The organism is Roseixanthobacter liquoris (genome assembly GCF_043195135.2).
Classification (GTDB): Bacteria; Pseudomonadota; Alphaproteobacteria; order Rhizobiales; family Xanthobacteraceae; genus NCEH01.
Genome location: NZ_CM195537.1, coordinates 3239839 through 3259008 on the forward strand (window position 1 = coordinate 3239839; position 19170 = coordinate 3259008).

The following is a 19170-nucleotide window of genomic DNA, read 5'->3' on the forward strand; positions in this document are numbered from 1 at the left end:
GCGGTGGGGTCGCCGTGGGAGGCGTTTGAGTGAGCCAGTTCATCAATGTTTTTCTTGCGGTGTTCGCCGCCCTGTTCCCGGTGGTGAATCCTCTGGGCGGCGCGCCCATCTTCTATCAGTTCACGCGCGGCGCCCCGAAGGAGACGCGGGCGATGATCGCCCGCAAGATCGCCACCTACGGCTTCGTCCTGCTGCTGTGCTCCATGGTTCTGGGCTCGCACATCCTCACCTTCTTCGGCATCAGCCTGCCGGTGGTGCGCGTGGGCGGCGGCATGGTCGTGGCGTTCGTCGGCTGGCAGATCCTGCATCAGGGCAATACCACCGCCGACCGCGCCACCGACCACACCTCCTCCGAGGACGTGGACCTCATGCGCATCGAGGAGCAGTCCTTCTATCCCCTCACCATGCCACTGACCGTGGGCCCCGGCTCGATCGCGACCGCCATCGCTCTGGGCAGCCAGGTCTCGGAGAACAATTTCTTCTCCTACGAGATGCTGGTGATCGAAGTCGGCGCCGCGCTGCTGGGGCTGATAGCCATCGCCGCCACGATCCTGCTGGCCTATCGCTATGCCGGCGACATCGAGCGCGTCCTCGGGCCGAACGGCACCAACATCCTGGTGCGCCTGTTCGCCTTCGTGCTCCTGTGCATCGGCCTTCAGATCATGTGGACCGGGGCCAGCGAATTGCTGAGCAGCCTGCCCCTTCCCCACCAGGCCGCCAAGCCGCTGGGAACCTGAGGCTCACTCCCCGCCGGAGAGGTCGCGGCGGGCGGCCTCCACTTCCTGCGCATAGCGGCGCAGCGCCTCCACCTCATGCAACTGGCCGAGCACGCGGCCGGTTTCGGGGTCCACCACCGCCAGCAGCTCGGCATCGGCGTGACGGAACACCGCCTGGGCATGGGTGACGTTCATCTGCGGATGCAGCATGTCATGGAGGTGCTGGGCAAAATCGCCGATCGGGCCGTCGCGCCCGGCGGAATAGACCCGCGCCACGCGCACCATGCCCGCATATCGGCCGTCCACGTCCAGCAGAGCCACATAGCGGACCTGGCCGAGCGGAAATGTCGCTCGCAGGTCGGCCTGCGTCCCATTGGCGGGAAAGGTGGAGAGCCCCTGTTCCATCAGCCGCGCCACCGTCAGGTCGCGCAGCCATCCGACGTCGTGCGCGCCGCGGATGCTTTCGCCCCGCAGGTGCAGGCGCCAGGTGGAGAAGGAATAGCCGAAGGTTTCGCGCACGGTGAGCGAACAGGCGATGGCGGCGGAGAGGACGAGCCCGGAGATGACGAGGTCGCCCGTGGTCTCCAGCGTCAGGAAAGTCATGGTGAAGGGGCCGCCCACGATGCCCACAGCAAGCGCCGCCATGCCCACCACCGCCGAGACCACGGGATCGACCGCCACGCCGAGGAACGCGGCTCCCGCAGCGAACAGCTTTCCCATCATGGAGCCGAGGAACAGCGCCGCCAGAAACAGGCCGCCGCGAAAGCCCGAGCCCAGCGACAGGGACGAGGCGCAAATCTTCAGCAGGAATACGCACAGGACCGAGAGCGTCACGCCGGTGCCCACCTGGATGTGAAGCGCGCCTTCCCCGCTCGACAGGATCTGCGGGCTGTAGAGCGCCAGTGCCCCGACCCCCAGCCCCCCGATCACCGGGCGCAACGGCACCGGCACGCCGCTGCGGGCGAAACCCTGCTCCACCAAGGTCACCAGCCGCATGATGGCGATGGCAACGCCGGCACCCACAAGCCCGAGCAGGATGAAGGGCGGGTAATCCGCCGCCGTTAGATCCGGAATGGGCGGCACGAGGATGGGAAACGGCGTCGCCCCCAGCATCCGCGCCGTGAGAAAGGCGAGGAGGGCCGCCGTCATCACCGGCGCGACCGAGGGAATGGCATAGACGCCGATGACCAGCTCGAAGCCGTAGAAGGCGCCCGTGAGGGGCGCATGAAACGCCGCGGCGATGCCGCCTGCCGCCCCGCATCCCACCAGGACGCGCCATTGGCTGCGGCTCAGGCGGAACCTTCCGGCAATGGCGGAGGCCATGCCCGATCCGGCCTGGGTATATCCCGCCTCCATGCCCACCGAGGCGCCGAAGCCGTTGCAGAGCATCACCTGGAGCGAGAGAATCGCACTGTCGAGCAGCGACATGCGCCCGCCGTGAAGTGCATTGGCCTCGATCGGATCCACCATGGGGCGCGGCCGCCAGCGCCGGATGAAAAGGCCGAGGATGCCCAGCACCAGCCCGCCGAGGGCGGGAATGAAATACATATAGGCGGCGGAAAGCGTCGGCAGCGGCGAAAGCATGCCGTCCGCCCCGGTCTCGAACAGCACGCGGTGCATCCATTTGGCGCCGGAGCTGATGCCGACGGCGGTCGCACCCGCGAGAATGCCGACGATGGCCGCGAGCGCCACGAACCCCAGTTCCTCGCGCCATCGCGCGGGATGCCCCGCGCCGACGCGCGCCTTGATCGCGGCGCTGGAGGCGTGTCCAGGGGCCGCTTCCGTCATCGCGTCAGCCGAATTTATTGTTGCGCGGAAATCCCTTGGGCGGCAGGCGGCCGGAGGAGGCCCGTTCGCCCTGCCATTCCAGCAATTCGGTCACCGTCCAGGTGCGGCCGGACGTATCCTCCCAGGTGAGGCCGTCGGCGATGGTGAACACCTTGATGTCCGAAAGCCCCCCCTCGCGGTAGCGTTGCAGCCGCACGCCCCGTCCGCGCACCATCTCCGGCACCTGGCTCAGCGGGAACAGCAGCAGCTTGCGATTGTCGCCGATCACCGCCACCCAATCGCCCACCGCGGGCACGACCGCGGTGGCGACGTCCGGCGCGTCCATGGAGAGCACCTGCTTGCCCTTGCGGGTATTGGCGAGGCAATCGTCCTCCGCCACCAGGAAGCCGCGCCCCTCGCGCGAGGAGACCAGCATCTTGCGCCCGCCCTGATAGGCAAAGACGCTGACGATCTCCGCCTCCTGCTCCAGGTCGATCATGAGGCGGATCGGCTCGCCATGGCCGCGCCCGCCCGGCAGCTTGGAGGCATCCAGCGTGTAGAAGCGGCCGTTCGTGGCCCAGACCATGATGCGCGAAGTGGTCTCGGCGAAGAAGGCGTGGGCGAGGCTGTCGTCACCCTTGAACTGAAGGCCGGAGAGATCGGCCACATGGCCCTTCAGCGCGCGGATCCAGCCCTTCTGTGTGACCACGATGGTGACCGGCTCGCGCTCCACCAGCGCCTCTGAGAAGGCATCCTCGTCGAACACCGCCGCGACGCCGAAGCTGGTGCGCCGGCGGCCGATGGCGGTATCCGGGCCATAAAGCTTGTGGGTCTCGCGGATCTGCTTGCCGATCGCCTTCCACTGGGCCGGCTCGGAGCCCACGAGCTTGTTGAGCTGGTCCTGTTCCTTGCTCAGCTTGTCGTGCTCCTTGCGGATCTCCATCTCTTCCAGGCGGCGCAGGGAGCGCAGGCGCATGTTGAGGATGGCTTCCGCCTGCACGTCCGTGAGTTCGAACGTGGACATCAGCGAGACCTTGGGCTCGTCCTCCTCGCGGATGATGCGGATCACCTCGTCGAGGTTGAGATAGGCGATCAGATAGCCGCCCAGCACCTCCAGCCGGTGCGCGATCTCGCCGAGGCGATGACGCGAGGAGCGCAGCAGCACGTCGCGACGGTGGGCGAGCCACTCGCGCAGGGCGTCCGCCAGCGACAACACCTTGGGAATTTGACCCCGCACCAGCACGTTCATGTTGAGCGGGACGCGGGCCTCAAGCTCGGTGAGCTTAAACAGGCTCGCCATCAGCACTTCGGCGTCCACCGCGCGGGTGCGCGGCTCCAGCACCAAGCGGATGTCCTCGGCGCTCTCGTCCCGCACGTCGGCGAGCAGGGGCAGCTTCTTGTCGGTCAGCAGCTCGGCGATCTTCTCCACCAGGCGCGATTTGGGCACGCCATAGGGAATTTCCGTCACCACCACCAGATAGGTGCCGCGGCCGGTGTCTTCCTTGTGCCAGCGCGCCCGCACGCGGAACGAACCGCGCCCGGTGGCATACGCTTCCGCCGCGCCGACCGGATCCTCCACCAGCACGCCGCCGGTGGGGAAATCCGGGCCGGGCACGAATTGCAAAAGGTCGGAAGCCGGTGCGTCGGGATGATCGAGCAGATAGAGCGCGGCATCCAGAAGTTCGGCGGCATTGTGGGGCGGGATCGAGGTCGCCATGCCGACCGCGATGCCCTGGGAGCCGTTGGCCAAGAGATTCGGGAAGGCGGCGGGGAGGACGACCGGTTCTTCCTCGGACCCGTCATAGGTGGGGCGGAAGTCCACCGCGTCGTCGTCGATGCCGTCCAGCAGCAGGCGCGCGGTCTCGGTAAGGCGCGCCTCGGTGTAACGCATGGCGGCGGCATTATCGCCGTCCACATTGCCGAAATTGCCCTGCCCGTCCACCAGCGGATAACGCTGCGCGAAATCCTGCGCGAGGCGCACGAGGGCGTCATAGACCGCCTGGTCGCCGTGCGGATGGAACTTGCCGATCACGTCGCCGACGACGCGCGCGCATTTCTTGAAGCCGGCTTCCGGATCCAGCTTCAGCAATCGCATGGCATGGAGGATGCGGCGGTGAACCGGCTTCAGCCCGTCGCGCGCATCCGGCAGCGCGCGGTGCATGATGGTGGAGAGGGCGTAGGCCAGATAGCGTTCTTCGAGCGCCGCCTTCAGTTCGACCGGCTCGATATTGCCATCGCCTGCGGGGGGAAGGGTGCGGGTAGCCATCAGATCGCACTAGCGCGCCCTGCGTCGCTGCACAAGCCGGCGCGTCTTCGTGCACAGCTTTGTCACACCCGAAACACCCCGACGCCGCAAGACTGAACAAATAGGCCGATTCGATTTATCTATGTGAATGGGCGTTCAAGAAACGTTGGCAACGTTACGTTTTTCGTTACCACGAATTAATCTGAAGTGATGAGCGGGAACATAACCCCGACATCCGAGCGTTTCACCTTGTGCCCATACGCCGAAACGGCGTCACTTGGAGCTTCAGAGGAGAAGCGGAATATGAAACGTCTCGTGATTGCTTTCTGCGGTGCGGCGGCACTGGGACTCGTCTCGCTGGCGAGCGGCGCGAACGCCACGCCGCTGACACCCGCCAAGCCTCTCGGCCTCGCGGAAAGCGGTGTGCAGGCTGAGTCGGTGGCTTGGCGCCGCGTCTGCCGTCCGGTGACCCGCTGGGCCTATGGTCGTCGCATCGTCACCACGCGCTGCACCAATGTGTGGGTTGGCCCGCCGCGTGGCCGCTATTACGGCCCCCGTCCCTATTGACGTGATCGACTGAACGGGGAGGCCTTCGCGGCCTCCCTCTTCACAGCCGAGAGAAAGCTCTCCCGCGCATCCGGCAATTTCATGCCGCGCGGCTCGAATATCCGCTGCGTCAGAAAATACCCCGTCAGAGCATAGGCGGCGTCCAGATCTTCCGGCGGCGGAGGAACGGGACCGCCGACGAGGAAGTTCGGCAAGGCCAGCAGCCGCTCCGCATAAGGCGCGCCCGCCCCCTCAGATACCGCCCGCCCGGTCCGTGGCGACACGTATACCAAATCATTGCGCCCCCCCGTGGCGGCGCAGGCCTCTAGTTCCAGCCCGAAGCCCAGTTCGGCCAGCATCGCCAGCTCGAAACGCGCGAGAAGCACCCCGGCTGACTCCGGATCCTCGATGGCGTCGAGGATCGCCGCGAGCACCGCGTAAAGGCCGGGATGGGGATCGCGCTCCGCCAGCAGATGCAGCAGGCTCGCCATATGGCTCATGCCGAAGGCCGCATGGGGCACCCGGATCATCAGATCCGTACGCGCGGTGAGCGCTTCGAGCGCGTAGATCCCCAATTGCCCGTCGACCCGCGCACGCCAGACCGCGCGCATAACGTTCCCGGGCTGCACGAGCGGCGCCTGGCGCTTCGATGTGGCGCCGCGAAGCAAGCCGAGGTGTCGCCCGTGCTGGCGCGTCATCAATTCCACGATGGCACTGCTCTCCCCGTGCCGCCGCACGCCGATCACGATGCCCTCGTCGGTCCATTCCACGGCGGCGTCAGTCCCCCCGCGGGAATTCCAGGCCCATTTCGCGATAGCGCTCGGGATCGTCGGCCCAATTCTCGCGCACCTTCACGAACAGGAACAGATGCACCGGACTTTCGACGATCTCGGAGATTTCCTTGCGGGCTTCCGTGGAGATCGCCTTGATGGCCGCGCCGGCCTTGCCGAGCACGATTTTGCGCTGGCTTTCCCGCTCGACGAAAATCGTCTGCTCGATCCGCACCGAACCGTCGCGCAATTCCTTCCAGGAATCGGTCTCGACGGTGGAGCGGTAGGGCAATTCGTCGTGCAGGCGCAGGAACAGCTTTTCCCGCGTCACTTCCGCCGCCAGCATGCGCATGGGGGCATCGGTGATCTGGTCTTCGGGATAGAGCCATGGCCCATAGGGCATCGCCTGCGCGAACCAGTGCTTGATGTCCTCGATCCCGTCGCCCTTGAGCGCGGAAATCATGAACACCTTCTCGAACGGCAGGCGCTCCGTGAGCCCCGCGACCAGAGCCAGCAGCGACTCGCGTTTCACGAGGTCGATCTTGTTGATGATGAGCGCGCGCGGATGACGCACCTGGCTCAGAGGCTCCAGCAGCGCCTCGATCTCCGCATCGACGCCGCGATTGGCATCCACGAGCAGCGCCACCAGATCGGCGTCCGAGGCGCTGGTCCAGGCGGTGGAGACCATGGCCCGTTCCAGCCGCCGCTTGGGCGAGAAGATGCCGGGCGTATCCACCAGGATGATCTGCGCCGGCCCGTCGAGCACGATGCCGCGCACGATCGCCCGGGTCGTCTGCACCTTGTGGGAGACGATGGAGACCTTGGTTCCCACCAAGGCGTTGGTCAGCGTGGATTTTCCGGCGTTGGGCGCGCCGAGGAGAGCGACGAAACCGCAGCGCGTCTGTCCCTCGGCCGTGCTCGGCGGGGTGACCGCGTCGTTCATGCTTCGCTCCCGGTGGGCACGCCCTCGCGGGCGAGAAATGCCGCGGCCGCAGCCTTCTGCGCCGCCTGCTTGGATGATCCTATGGCTTCCGCGGAGGCAAGGCCAGGGAGTTCGACCCGCACACGAAAGCTCGGTGCGTGGTCCGGTCCGCTGCGCTCCACGTCGCGATAGGAGGGCGGCGGCAGGCCGCGCGCCTGCGCCCATTCCTGCAAATGCGTCTTGGCATCGCGCAGCGGACGACGCGGGGCCAGCAGCCGCGCGCGCCAGAAGCGCTCCACCAGGGCGTGGGCAGCCTCGTAACCGCCATCAAGATAGACCGCGGCGACCACCGCTTCCGTCACGTCGGCGAGAATGGTGCGGCGGCTGCGCGCGCCCGACTGGGTTTCGCCGTTGCCGAGCCGGATGAAGGCGCCGATGTTCATGTCCTCGGCGACTTCCGCGCAGGCTTCCTCGCGCACGAGATCGGCGAGCCGGCGGGAGAGTTCCCCCTCCTCCGCCTGCGGGAAAGCGGCATAAAGCATGTGCGACACGATCGAGCCGAGCACATGGTCGCCGAGAAACTCGAGCCGCTGGTAGGAGCGCACGCGCGGCGCATCCCCCTTGACGACGCTGATGTGCGTCAAGGCCAGTTCGATGAAGCTGTGATCCGCGAACGTATAGCCGAGATGGGCTTCGAGCGCGGACAGGTCTGACCCGACGCCGTTCATCGGACCATGCTGAACAGGCGTGACCACCGCACCGACCAGGGCCACGTCCAGACCTGCCAGGCCTGCGCGTGATCGTCGATGGAGAAGAAGATCAACTGCGCCTTGCCGATGAGGTTCTCGAACGGAACATAGCCCACCTGGCTGAGAACGCGGCTATCGGCCGAGTTGTCGCGATTGTCGCCCATCATGAAATAATGGCCGGCGGGCACATTGTAGACCTGCGTGTTGTCGTAGAATCCATTGTCCACGAGATCGAGGGTCTCATAGGAAACGCCGTTCGGCAAAGTCTCCTTCCACCGCTTGACCGGCACGACCCGTCCGCTGCCATCGTCCTCGGTAATGTCCGAGAGGCGTTCGCGCTTCACCGGCACACCATTGATGTTGAGCACGCCGTCGATCATCTGGATGGCATCGCCGGGCAAGCCGACGACGCGCTTGATATAGTCGGTTTCATTGTCGCGCGGCAGCTTGAACACGACCACGTCGCCGCGCGTCGGCTCCGCTCCGAAGATGCGACCGGAGAACAGGTTAGGCGAAAACGGAATGGAAAATCGGGAATAGCCGTAGCTGAACTTCGAGACGAAGAGATAATCGCCGATCAGCAGCGTGTCCTTCATGGATCCCGAGGGGATGTTGAAGGGTTGGAAGAGCACCGTGCGAATCACCAGCGCGATCAAAAGCGCATGGATGATGACCTTAACGGTTTCGAGGAAACCGCCTTCCTTCTTGGAATCGCTGGCTGCGGTCATAGACGGTCCGATATTCCGATATATCGCGTGCGCACACGGTGTGCCGCAAACTTTGCCCAGAAGGCGGTCGCATGGACGCCGGGGGCTGCAATTCCCCACGGCGCCGGGCAGCTATAGACCGTTCGGTTCCGGGCGGCAACGCAGCCGCCATGCGCTGGGCGCGGGCATCGCGTAAACGTGCATCGTCGATGCAGACCCATGTCACCCTGCGGAATGCCGGCCTTTCCTCACCGAGGGAGGGTCGTGCCGGCCGGTACCGCGCTAATGATCACATAGGCGGCCGTCAGCGGCCCCTCGTCCGTCAGGCTCAGTTCGATGCGCGGCTCGTAACCCTCCGGCACCATGGCGGCGAGACGGGCCGCGGCGCCTCCGGTCAGCGCCAGGGTCGGCTTGCCGGTGGGCAGGTTCACCACCCCCATGTCGCGCCAGAACACGCCGTGGCTCAGCCCGGTGCCCAGGGCCTTGGCGCAAGCCTCCTTGGCGGCGAACCGTTTCGCATAGGTCTCCGCGCGGCGCACGCGCCGGTCCGCCTTCGCGCGCTCAAGCGGCGTAAACACGCGATCCAGGAAGCGGTCGCCGAACCGCTCGATCGAGCGCGCGATGCGCCGTGCGTCGGTAAAATCCGAGCCCATGCCTAAAATCATGCGGCCTGCTCCGTTCGCAGATGCGTGCGGCCTCGGGCGATCGCGTCGCGCATCCGCCGGATCACGCTTTCGAGCCCGTGAAACACGGCCTCCCCCATGATGTAATGGCCGATGTTGAGTTCCACCACCTGGGGCAAGCGCGCCATCTGTTGGGCGGTCACATAGTCCAGCCCGTGGCCACCATGGACCTCAAGGCCGAGATCCGCGGCCTGAACGGCGGCGGCGGCGAGGCGGGCGAACTCGTCCTCGGCCTGCGCATCCCTGCCCGCCGCGCGCAGATCGCACCAGGTGCCGGTGTGCAATTCGACGATGTCGACGTTGAGGGCGCGGGCGGCGTCGATCTGCACCGGATCGGGCGCGACGAACAGGGAGATACGAATGCCGCCGGCCTTCAGGGCGGCGATTTTCGGGCCGAGGTCACCCGCCTGCCCGGCCGCGTCGAGGCCGCCCTCGGTGGTGCGTTCCTCGCGCTTTTCGGGCACCAGGCAACAGGCATGGGGCGCCGTCTTCAGCGCGATTTCCACCATCTCGTCGGTGGCCGCCATCTCGAAATTCAGCGGCAGGGCAATTTCCGCCTTCAGCCGCGCCATGTCGGCATCGCGGATATGGCGACGATCCTCGCGCAGATGGGCGGTGATGCCGTCGGCGCCGGCGGCAAAGGCGAGCGCCGCCGCGCGCACCGGATCGGGATGGCTGCCGCCGCGGGCATTCCGCACCGTCGCCACATGATCGACATTCACCCCGAGCCGCACCGGACGCACACCCTTCATTTCTCTCAACTCCTCAGCCGTTGACGCGCTCCGCGCTGGATACCACCGGCTTCGACCGCAATTCGGAAAGAATGCCGTTGAGGTGCCGCAGGTCGAACACCTCCAGGTCAATCACCAGCTCGGTGAAGTCCGGCGAGCGCGAGCGCATGTTGATGCCCTGAATATTGCCGTTCCGCGAGCCGATGACGGTCGCCACCTGGGCAAGCGATCCCGGCTCGTTCACCGCCGTGACGACGATCTGCGCCGGAAAGCGGCCATCGCTCAATTCGTCCACGTCCCAGCGCACGTCCAGCCAGCGCTCGGGCGCGTCCTCGAAATTCTGCAACGCCGGCGACTGGATGGGATAGATGGTGATGCCCTCCCCCGGCGTCAGAATGCCGACGATCCGATCGCCCGGCACCGCCCCGCCATTGGGCGCGAAGCGCACCGGAAGTTCGCCGTTGATGCCGCGAATGGGGATGGGGCCCACCAGCGCTTCCTCGGGGCCGTCGGGAATCTTGAACTTGAGGTTCTGCCCCCGCTTCAGCTCGAACCAGCCTTCTCCCTTCGGCGCCTTCTCGGCGGAGGTGCGCTCGTCCGGGCGAACCGCGCTCCAGTCGGGATAGACGGCGCGGATCAGATCGTCGGTCTTGATCTCGCCGCGGCCCACGGCGGAGAACACATCGTCCAGCGCCATGCGGGCGAGGCGCGGCAGGGCCTTGGAGAGCGAGTCGTCGGAAAACGCCTTGCCCGCCTTGGAGAACGCACGCTCGGCGATCTTGCGTCCGAGGCCCGCATACTGCGCCCGCACCGCCGCCCGCGTCGCCCGACGCACCGCAGCGCGGGCCTTGCCGGTGACGGCGATGGTTTCCCATGCGCCGGGCGGCGTTTGCGCCTTGGAGGTGATGATCTCCACCTCGTCGCCATTCTTCAGCTCGGACACCAGCGGCGCGACGGTGCCGTTGATCTTGCAGCCGACGGCGGTGTTGCCCACGTCGGTGTGCACCGCATAGGCGAAGTCGATGGGCGTCGCGCGGCGCGGCAGCGCGATCAGCCGCCCCTTGGGGGTGAAGCAGAACACCTGGTCGTGGAACAGTTCGAGCTTGGTGTGTTCCAGGAATTCTTCCGGGCTCAGGCCCTGGGCGAGGTTCTCGATGGTCTTGCGCAACCAGGCATAGGCGCGGCTCTCGTTGGAGAGCATCGCCACCTGCTCGCCGGAGGCATCCTTGTAGAGCGCATGGGCCGCGATGCCATATTCCGCGATATCGTCCATGTCGCGGGTGCGGATCTGCAATTCCACGCGCTGGCGGCGCGGGCCGATGACCGTGGTGTGGAGCGAGCGGTAGTCGTTCGGCTTGGGGGTGGAGATATAATCCTTGAAGCGGCCGGGGACGATGGGCCATTTCGTGTGCACGACGCCGAGCGCGCGGTAGGTGTCTTCCACCGTCTCGACGATGACCCGGAAGCCGTACAGGTCCGACAATTGCTCGAAGCCGATGGCCTTGCGCTCCATCTTTCCCCAGATGGAATAGGGCCGCTTCTCGCGCCCCTTCACATCGGCCTTGATCTCGCGCCGCGCCAGCTCGGCCTGGAGCTCGCGCTCGATCTCCTCCACCAGCAGGCCGTTGCGCTCGCGCAGCTCGGACACGCGGGCGGCGATCGAGGCATAGGCTTCCGGCGAAAGCTGGCGGAAGGACAGGTCCTCCAGTTCCTCGCGCATGTCCTGCATGCCCATGCGGGCGGCAAGCGGGGCGTAGATGTCCAGCGTCTCCTGGGCGACGCGGTCGCGCTTTTCCTGCGGCACCCATTTGAGCGTGCGCATATTGTGCAGGCGGTCCGCGAGCTTCACCAGCAGCACCCGCACGTCATCGGCGATGGCGAGCAGCAGCTTGCGCAGGTTTTCCGCCTGCTTGGCCTGCTTGGAGACCAGATCCAGCTTCTTGATCTTGGTGAGGCCCTCCACCAAAGTCGCGATCTGGGTGCCGAACAGGCGCTCGATCTCGGCCTTGGTGGCGCCCGTATCCTCGATCGTATCGTGCAGGAGCGCGGCGATAATGGTCGCGTCGTCCAGCTTCAAGTCGGTCAGGATCGCCGCGACTTCGAGCGGATGGGAAAAATAGGGATCGCCCGAGGCGCGAAGCTGCGTGCCGTGCGCCCGCATGGCGTAGACATAGGCGCGGTCGAGCAATGCTTCGTCGGTGTTGGGATTATACCGGCGCACACGCTCGACGAGTTCGTATTGGCGCATCATGGCGCAACGGACCGTCGAAGCAGGGGGGAGCAGCGGGACGCCGCCCCGTTTGAGACATTCCAAACCATATCATGGACGCCGCGCCCCGGCGCAAGGCTGAACCGGGGCGCAAGGTAAATTTATGAATGTCCTCAAGGAAGAAGCAGGGTCGATCCGGTGGTCCCGCGCGATTCCAGGTCCCGATGGGCGGTCTGCGCGTCCCTCAGGGCATAGGTCTGGTGGACGGGAATCTTCACCGCCCCCTTGATCACGGCCTCGAACAGATCGTTCGCCGTGGCCAGAAGATCCGCGCGGGTTGCGACATGGGTGGCGAGGGTCGGACGGGTCGCATAAAGCGAGCCCTTTTGCGACAGGGTGAGCAGATCGAAATTCTTGATGGCGCCGGACGCATTGCCGAAGCTCACCCAGAGACCGCGCGGCTTGATGCAGTCGAGCGATGCGGGATAGGTCGATTGCCCGACCCCGTCATAGACCACGTCGCACAGCTTGCCGTTGGTGATCTCCTTCACCCGGTGCACGAAATCCTCGTCGCGATAGAGGATGACGTGATCGACGCCGTTGGCGAGCGCCAGTTCCGCCTTTTCCTTCGACCCCACGGTGCCGATGACGGTCGCGCCGAGGAAGCTTGCCCATTGCGAGAGGATGAGCCCCACCCCGCCGGCCGCGGCCTGGATCAGCACCGTATCGCCCTGCTTCACCTCGAAGGTGCGGCGCACGAGATATTGCGCGGTCATGCCCTTCAGCATCATCGCCGCCGCCGTGCGGTCGTCGATGGAGGCGGGCAGATGCACCAGAGCCGTGGCCGGCACGTTGCGCACCTCCGCATAGGCGCCGAGCGCGGTGGCATAGGCGACCCGATCTCCGGCGTGGAAATCGTTCACGTGCGGCCCCACGGCCTCAACGACGCCCGCCCCCTCGCTGCCGGGCGTGAACGGCATCTGCGGCGCCTTGTAGAGGCCGGTCCGATAATAGGTGTCGACGAAATTGAGGCCGATGGCGGTGTGGCGAATCCTCACCTCGCCCGGCCCGGGAGGCGCGATCTCCACGTCCTCGAAACTGAGAACTTCCGGACCGCCGGTCCGGTGCACGCGCACGATGCCCACCATTTTGCCGCTCCCAGCATTCGAGTTTGCCCGGATGATAGGCACTCGCCGGCTGGCGGCAAGCCGCGCGCCGCCGAAAGCGCCGACCTTGCGCCATTATCGGCCTGAGACGACAGGGCGCGCGACAGGCCGGCGGCGTGCCGATAAAATGAACATCAGGAAGATCAACACCGCCGGGAAGCCCAGATGTCTCAGTCGATGCCCTATGACGTTGCGGTGATCGGTGCCGGGCCCGCCGGCCTTGCCGCCGCCCTCGGCATGGCCCGCAAGGGCCTGCGCACCGCGCTCGTCACCGGGCCGGAGCGCGGCCAGGACCATCGCACCACCGCCCTGCTGGAAGGCTCGGTGCGAATCCTCACCGAATTCGGCGCCTGGGACGATCTGGCGCCCCAGGCGACGCCGTTGCGCGACCTGCGGATCGTGGACGGCACGCGCCGGCTGGTGCGCGCCCCCGAGGTGCTGTTCCGCTCCAGCGAGATCGGGCTCGAGGCCTTCGGCTATAATCTCGAAAACGAGGCGCTGCGCGGCGCGCTGCGCGCCCTGTGCGAGGCGATGCCCGGCCTCGACCTCTTCGCGGCCTCGCTCGATGATCTGGCCTGCGAGGATAACGCGGCCCATCTCGCGCTGGATACCGGCGCAACCCTCTGCGCCCGCCTCGTGATCGCCGCCGACGGGCGCAATTCGCGGGTGCGGGAGGCGGTGGGCATCGCCATGCGGCGCCGGGCCTATCCCCAGGTCGCCCTCACGATGACGGTGCGCCACACCCGGCCGCACGACGATATTTCCACCGAATTCCACATGGAGCACGGTCCTTTCACCCTGGTGCCGCTCTCCGGCAACCGCTCCTCCATCGTGTGCGTCGTCAGCGAGCGCGAGGCGGTGGACCTGCTCGGGTTGGACGCAGACGCCTTCGCGCGCGAGATGGAGCGGCGGGCCTTTTCCCTGCTCGGCGCGTTCGAGGTGGAAAGCGGACGCGGCACCTATCCGCTTGCCGCCGAAACGGCGGAGAGCGTGACGGCCCCGCGCGTCGCCCTGATGGGCGAGGCGGCTCATGTCATGCCACCCATCGGCGCGCAGGGGCTCAACCTCGGCCTGCGCGACGCCGCGACTTTGGTGACGCTGGCGAGCGAAGCGGTGGCGCAGGGCGGCGATGCAGGCAGCGCGGCGGTGCTGGAACGCTATGCCCGCGAGCGGCGCAACGATGTGAGCGGCCGCATGGCCGCGGTGGATCTGCTCAACCGCTCGCTGCTGTCGGACCTCGTGCCGATCCAGGGCGTGCGCGGGTTCGGGCTGTATCTTCTCGATCGCATCGGCCCGCTGCGGCGCGGCCTGATGCGGCTCGGCATCGGCGCCCGCGCCGCCTGAGGCCAGGCTCAGCGGATCATGTGCAGCGGCAGAAGGTTCTGCTGGATCAGATAGAGCACGCCCGTCACCGTCACCACCGAGAGAACGGTGCCGAGGAGGACGCTCGCCGAGGCCTCCTCCACATAGACCTTGTACTGCCGCGCTAGCACGAAGGCATTGAGCGCCGGCGGCAGGGAGGCCATCAGCACGCCGGTCTTCACCCAGGTGGGCGAGAACACGCCGAGCGTGGTCAGCGCCATCAGCGCGACCAGGGGGTGAACCAGAAGTTTGAGCACAAGCAAAGGCGCAAGCTCGCGCGGCACCCGGCCGAGCGGCCGCAGCGCCACCGTCACGCCGAGCGTGAACAAGGCGCAGGGCGCGGCGGCATTCTTCAGGAAATCCAGCATGCGTTCCACCGCCCCCGGAGCGCGGAACTCGAACGCGGCGGAAACGATGCCGAGCAGGGTCGCCACGTTGAACGGATGGGTGACCACCCGCTTCAGCACGCCGGCGAGCGTGTGGAGCACGCTCTCACTGCGGCCGTGCACCCCCATCAGCAGGGGCACCAGGGTGAAGAAAAAGAGGCTGTCGCAGGCGAAGATGAGCGCCGCCGGGGTGGCGGCGTCCTGCCCCAGCGCCGCAAGCGTCAGGCCGGGACCCATGTAGCCGACATTGGCATAAGCGCCGACCGTCGTCGCGATCGCGGCTTCCCCGACATTGCCGCCCCGCAGCCACAGGGCAAGGATCAAGGCGAGCAGCGCGCAGAAGGAGGTCGAGACCACCACCGCCAGGATGAAGCCCGGATTGATGAGCTGGGCAAACGGGGTCTGCGCCACGATGCGATAGAACAGCGCCGGCAGGGCGATATAGATGATGAAGAAGGACAGCCAGGCGAGCCCCTCCTCCGGCAAGCGCACGAAGCGCCCGCACGCATAGCCCAGGAAGATCAGGCCGAAAAAGGGAAAGGCGAGGCCGAAGAGGTCCGACATGAATTGTGCACTGCGGAAGGGAGCCGCCTGCTAGCGGCTTTAGCGTCGCAGGTCAAACGGTGCAGCAGCGACGGACGGCAACCCAGCGGCATGTTGCAGCGCATCTGGGGGCTTGCCGCGTGCCGTGGCCATGGTCATGCTGAAGGCGCACTGTCTGGGGGATCCCGCATGAAACTGCCGCGCAATTTCTTCAAGCCGCTCGCCATCGGCGCCCCCGCGCCCTATCGGGAGCTGCCGGTGCGGCTGGAGCGGATGATTCATTTCGTGCCGCCGCACATGGAGAAGATGCGCGCCAAGGTGCCCGACCTTGCCAAGCAGGTGGACGTGGTCCTCGGCAATCTGGAAGACGCCATTCCCATCGATGCGAAGGAGGCGGCGCGCTCCGGCTTCATCGAAATGGCGCGCAATGTGGATTTCGGCTCCACCGGCCTGTGGACGCGCATCAATGCGCTGAACAGCCCTTGGGCGCTGGACGACATCGTCGAGGTGGTCGGCGCCATCGGCAACAAGCTCGACGTCATCATGCTGCCCAAGGTCGACGGCGCCTGGGACATCGCCTATCTCGACCAGCTCCTCGCCCAGCTCGAAGCCAAGCACGCCATCGGCAAGCCGATCCTCATCCACGCCATTCTGGAGACCGCCGAGGGCGTGAAGAATGTGGAGGAGATCGCCGCCTCTTCGCCCCGCATGCACGGCATGAGCCTCGGCCCGGCGGACCTTGCCGCCTCCCGCGCCATGAAGACCACCCGCGTCGGCGGCGGGCATCCGGACTATCAGGTCCTGGCCGATCCCGACGGCGACAAGCCCCGCGCAGGCTATCAGCAGGATCTTTGGCACTATACCGTAGGCAAGATGGTGGACGCATGCGCGGCCAATGCCATTAAGCCCTTCTATGGGCCGTTCGGTGATTTTGCCGATCTGGCCGCATGCGAAAGCCAGTTCCGCAACGCCTTTCTTCAGGGATGCGTCGGTGCATGGTCCTTGCATCCGACACAGATTGCCATTGCGAAGAAGGTTTATAGTCCCGATCCTGGTGAGGTCGCCTTCGCCCTGAAGATCCTCGAAGCCATGCCCGATGGGGCGGGCGCGGTGATGATCGACGGGAAGATGCAGGACGACGCCACCTGGAAGCAGGCCAAGGTCATCGTCGACCTGGCCAAGCTCGTGTCGGAAAAAGATGCCGAAATGGCAAAGGTTTACGGCCTCTAGACGAGAAGGGCCGGAAAGGTTGAAAGGGTAAGAGTCACATGCCACGCGATCCAAAACCCCGGGAGCGCACCATCTCCCCTTCGCGCGCCGACAAGGCGATGATGACTCGCGACATCGGTAAGGCGGGTGACGCGTTCGCGACACCTGCACCCGACACCATGCGCCTCGCCAAGTTCCGCATCGGCGAGGTGGTGCGCCACAAGCACTTCCCCTTCCGGGGCGTGGTGTTCGACGTGGACCCGGTGTTCGACAATACCGAGGAATGGTGGCAGGCGATTCCCGAGGAGATCCGGCCGCGCAAGGACCAGCCCTTCTATCATCTGCTCGCGGAGAATGCGGAGAACGAGTACGTCGCCTATGTCTCCGAGCAAAATCTCGAAGCCGATCACTCCGGCGAGCCGGTGCGTCACCCACGGGTGGCGGAGGCATTGACCGAGGACGGCGAAGGCGGCTGGCGCATGCGCCGCGATCTTCTGAATTGAGCGGCCGGACCGCGCGCGGCCCAAGGCGGCGACCACGCAATCACCGCTGGGCAGACACCCAAACCTCGCCGAAACGAAAACGGCGCGCCCCGTGGCGCGCCGTTTCCTTTTCCACCAGACCTAGGTGTCGTTTCCAAGAAGGTTGTTCAGCCTTTTCCAAGGTGGCAGTCCGCCGAGAGCGGTGTGGGGTCTGGAGAGATTGTAGGTGTCTGCCCAGGTGTGGGCGGCGGCCGCCCGTTCCCTTGAGGAGCAATAGGGCCTGGCGTAGGCCCACTCGCGCAGGGATGTCTGGATGAAGCGCTCGGCCTTGCCGTTAGTGCGCGGGGTGTAGGGGCGGGTGCGGACGTGACGGGCGCCGGCGTCCCGCAAGGCATCGGCGAATAGCCTGGAGCGATAGGCCGAGCCGTTGTCGGTCATCACCCGCTGGACGGTGATGCCGTGGCGGGCATACCAGGCCAGGGCCCGCCGCAGGAAGCCGGTGGCATCCTCGCGCCCCAGGCTCGGCAGCAGCTCGACATAGGCCAGGCGCGAGGCGTCATCGACGGCGACGTGCAGGTGTTCGTAGCCGATCCCCCGGGCCCGGTGATGGCCCGCATGCTGGCCGGTGATGCGGTGGCCGATCCCATCGATCCGGCCCAGGCTCTTGATGTCCATGTGGATAAGTTCGCCGGGCGCCGCCTTCTCGTAGCGGACGACCACAGGTTTGGGGTCCAGCGCCGAGAGCCGGCCCAGTCCCAAGCGCCGCAGGACCGCCCCAACCGTGGAGCGCGCCATGCCGAGCAAGGCTGCGATCTGGGGGCCGCTCATGCGCTGGCGCCGGAGCCGCTCGATCTCGGCCACCCGCCCTGCCGGCGTGGCACGGGGACATCGGCGGGGCGCCGAGCTGCGGTCACAATGCCGGCCCGCGCCCCCTCGCCGATGCCGGCCCAGCCACTTGTAGGCCGTTCGCACCGATACACCAGCAGCGGCCGCCGCCGACCGTACGCGCCAGCCCGTCTCTATCCGATCCACAAGCAGGGCTCGACCCGACGGTGTCAGCCGGGCATTCTTATGAACGTTCATCCGGGAAGCTCCGGCTCAGGGTTGGTTGGCTCGCAACCCCAGCTTCTCAGCCAAGCTCCGGATGAACAACCTTCATAGCTTCGACACCTAGGCCGCGCGCTGGCGCAAGCTCACCCTCGCAAGATCACGCTCGCAAAATCACTTGCCGGCGGGAGCTGCGGGGGCGGCCGGTGCAGCGGCGGGCGCCGCCTGCCCGGGCTGGCCACCGCGCTCTTCAAGCTTCTTCTGGGCGAGCTTCTGGAGTTCCTCGGCGAGCTTCTGGCGCTCGGCGGCAACCACGTTGGGATCCGAGGCCGGGCCGTCGTAAGCCTTGGCGAAGTCCTTGGCCGGCAGTTGGAAGTTCAGCGTGCGACCGCCCATCTGAAGGGCCTGGATGGTGATCGTCTGGGACTTCTTCAGCTTGGACACGAACTCGGCGTTCACGTCCATGGAGGCAAAGCAGCCGTTCGGGAAGCAGATCTCATACTTCAGCGCCAGGGGCGGCTGCTGGTCGATGATCACGCGGGTTCCGGGCTGAACCATCATGCCGATCGGAACGGACACGATGAACTTCATGTTCGGATCGCCCTGAACTTCGCGGATGGCCGCGGAGGCCAGCGGCTGGCCGGTTTCGGCCGTGAAGTCCTGGGTGGTCATGCAGATCTGCTTGTTGGCCTGCTGGTCGTTGCCGCAAACCTTGGTCCAGGGCGTGTTGATACCGGGAACCGCGACCGAGGCCGGCGCGCCGCCCTGCGCCTGGGGCTGGCCCTGGGGCGCGGCCTGCGCGGGGGCAGCCGGCTTGGCGGGCTTTGCGGGTTGCGTCTGCGCGAACGCGCCGCCGGCGACGCCGAGGGTCAGCGCCATTGCGGCAAGGCCGCCAACACGGCGCAAAATTTTCGCTTTCATCATATTTCA

18 protein-coding genes are annotated in these 19170 nt (G+C 66.4%); 5 read left to right on the top strand and 13 right to left on the bottom strand.

Annotated elements, in window-relative coordinates; translation table 11 throughout:
- The first annotated feature begins 29 nt into the window (after window positions 1-29).
- Window positions 30-737 carry a MarC family protein gene (locus tag V5F84_RS14625; RefSeq protein ID WP_394046283.1) on the top strand — a complete coding sequence of 236 codons (708 nt, stop codon included), beginning with the start codon at window positions 30-32 and terminating at the stop codon, window positions 735-737.
- 3 nt (window positions 738-740) lie between these two features.
- Here the strand turns inward: V5F84_RS14625 and V5F84_RS14630 are convergent, their stop codons facing one another.
- The gene (locus tag V5F84_RS14630; RefSeq protein WP_394046285.1) at window positions 741-2504 is read right to left on the bottom strand and encodes a chloride channel protein; all 1764 of its coding nucleotides are present in this window, start codon (window positions 2502-2504) and stop codon (window positions 741-743) included.
- Between the two features lie 4 nt (window positions 2505-2508).
- The gene (gene parC, locus V5F84_RS14635; RefSeq protein WP_394046287.1) at window positions 2509-4749 is read right to left on the bottom strand and encodes a DNA topoisomerase IV subunit A; all 2241 of its coding nucleotides are present in this window, start codon (window positions 4747-4749) and stop codon (window positions 2509-2511) included.
- 282 nt (window positions 4750-5031) lie between these two features.
- Here parC and V5F84_RS14640 point away from each other — a divergent pair, with 282 nt between their 5' ends.
- Window positions 5032-5295 (top strand): hypothetical protein, encoded by a 264-nt coding sequence (locus V5F84_RS14640; protein WP_394046289.1) that lies wholly within the window; start codon window positions 5032-5034, stop codon window positions 5293-5295.
- Here V5F84_RS14640 and recO read toward each other — a convergent pair.
- From recO to V5F84_RS14680, 8 genes are all read right to left on the bottom strand, one after another.
- On the bottom strand, window positions 5289-6044 hold the full coding sequence (gene recO, locus V5F84_RS14645) for a DNA repair protein RecO (RefSeq protein ID WP_394046291.1): 756 nt from the start codon (window positions 6042-6044) through the stop codon (window positions 5289-5291). The two genes, V5F84_RS14640 and recO, sit on opposite strands and share 7 nt — an antisense overlap.
- 7 nt (window positions 6045-6051) lie before the next feature.
- Window positions 6052-6987 (bottom strand): GTPase Era, encoded by a 936-nt coding sequence (era, locus tag V5F84_RS14650; protein WP_394046293.1) that lies wholly within the window; start codon window positions 6985-6987, stop codon window positions 6052-6054.
- Window positions 6984-7694, bottom strand: a complete 711-nt coding sequence (rnc, locus tag V5F84_RS14655; RefSeq protein WP_394046295.1) for a ribonuclease III — start codon at window positions 7692-7694, stop codon at window positions 6984-6986. Before rnc ends, era begins: the two co-directional genes overlap by 4 nt.
- On the bottom strand, window positions 7691-8443 hold the full coding sequence (lepB, locus tag V5F84_RS14660; protein ID WP_394046297.1) for a signal peptidase I: 753 nt from the start codon (window positions 8441-8443) through the stop codon (window positions 7691-7693). Before lepB ends, rnc begins: the two co-directional genes overlap by 4 nt.
- 227 nt (window positions 8444-8670) lie before the next feature.
- Entirely contained in the window at window positions 8671-9087 is a 417-nt protein-coding gene (gene acpS, locus V5F84_RS14665) for a holo-ACP synthase (RefSeq protein ID WP_394046299.1), read from the bottom strand.
- Window positions 9084-9857 carry a pyridoxine 5'-phosphate synthase gene (locus tag V5F84_RS14670; RefSeq protein ID WP_394046301.1) on the bottom strand — a complete coding sequence of 258 codons (774 nt, stop codon included), beginning with the start codon at window positions 9855-9857 and terminating at the stop codon, window positions 9084-9086. Before V5F84_RS14670 ends, acpS begins: the two co-directional genes overlap by 4 nt.
- A gap of 13 nt (window positions 9858-9870) precedes the next feature.
- Window positions 9871-12087 (bottom strand): RelA/SpoT family protein, encoded by a 2217-nt coding sequence (locus tag V5F84_RS14675; RefSeq protein WP_394046303.1) that lies wholly within the window; start codon window positions 12085-12087, stop codon window positions 9871-9873.
- A gap of 131 nt (window positions 12088-12218) precedes the next feature.
- A complete protein-coding gene (locus V5F84_RS14680; protein WP_394046305.1) occupies window positions 12219-13193 on the bottom strand; it encodes a quinone oxidoreductase family protein in 975 nt (324 codons plus the stop codon).
- Window positions 13194-13376: 183 nt separating this feature from the next.
- Between V5F84_RS14680 and V5F84_RS14685 the strand changes: the two genes are divergently transcribed.
- Window positions 13377-14555: a UbiH/UbiF family hydroxylase gene (locus tag V5F84_RS14685; protein ID WP_394046307.1), complete on the top strand. Its 1179-nt coding sequence runs from the start codon at window positions 13377-13379 to the stop codon at window positions 14553-14555.
- An 8-nt stretch (window positions 14556-14563) separates the two neighbouring features.
- Here V5F84_RS14685 and V5F84_RS14690 read toward each other — a convergent pair whose 3' ends face one another.
- Entirely contained in the window at window positions 14564-15523 is a 960-nt protein-coding gene (locus V5F84_RS14690) for an AEC family transporter (RefSeq protein ID WP_394046309.1), read from the bottom strand.
- Between the two features lie 168 nt (window positions 15524-15691).
- On the opposite strand from V5F84_RS14690, the gene V5F84_RS14695 reads away from it, so the two are divergent.
- Window positions 15692-16732 carry an HpcH/HpaI aldolase/citrate lyase family protein gene (locus V5F84_RS14695; RefSeq protein WP_394046311.1) on the top strand — a complete coding sequence of 347 codons (1041 nt, stop codon included), beginning with the start codon at window positions 15692-15694 and terminating at the stop codon, window positions 16730-16732.
- Between the two features lie 158 nt (window positions 16733-16890).
- Window positions 16891-17214 carry a heat shock protein HspQ gene (gene hspQ / locus V5F84_RS14700; protein ID WP_394046317.1) on the top strand — a complete coding sequence of 108 codons (324 nt, stop codon included), beginning with the start codon at window positions 16891-16893 and terminating at the stop codon, window positions 17212-17214.
- Window positions 17215-17334: 120 nt separating this feature from the next.
- Here the strand turns inward: hspQ and V5F84_RS14705 are convergent, their stop codons facing one another.
- A complete protein-coding gene (locus V5F84_RS14705) occupies window positions 17335-18276 on the bottom strand; it encodes an IS481 family transposase (protein WP_509277115.1) in 942 nt (313 codons plus the stop codon).
- 138 nt (window positions 18277-18414) lie between these two features.
- On the bottom strand, window positions 18415-19161 hold the full coding sequence (locus V5F84_RS14710; RefSeq protein WP_394043727.1) for an invasion associated locus B family protein: 747 nt from the start codon (window positions 19159-19161) through the stop codon (window positions 18415-18417).
- Window positions 19162-19170: the final 9 nt, after the last annotated feature.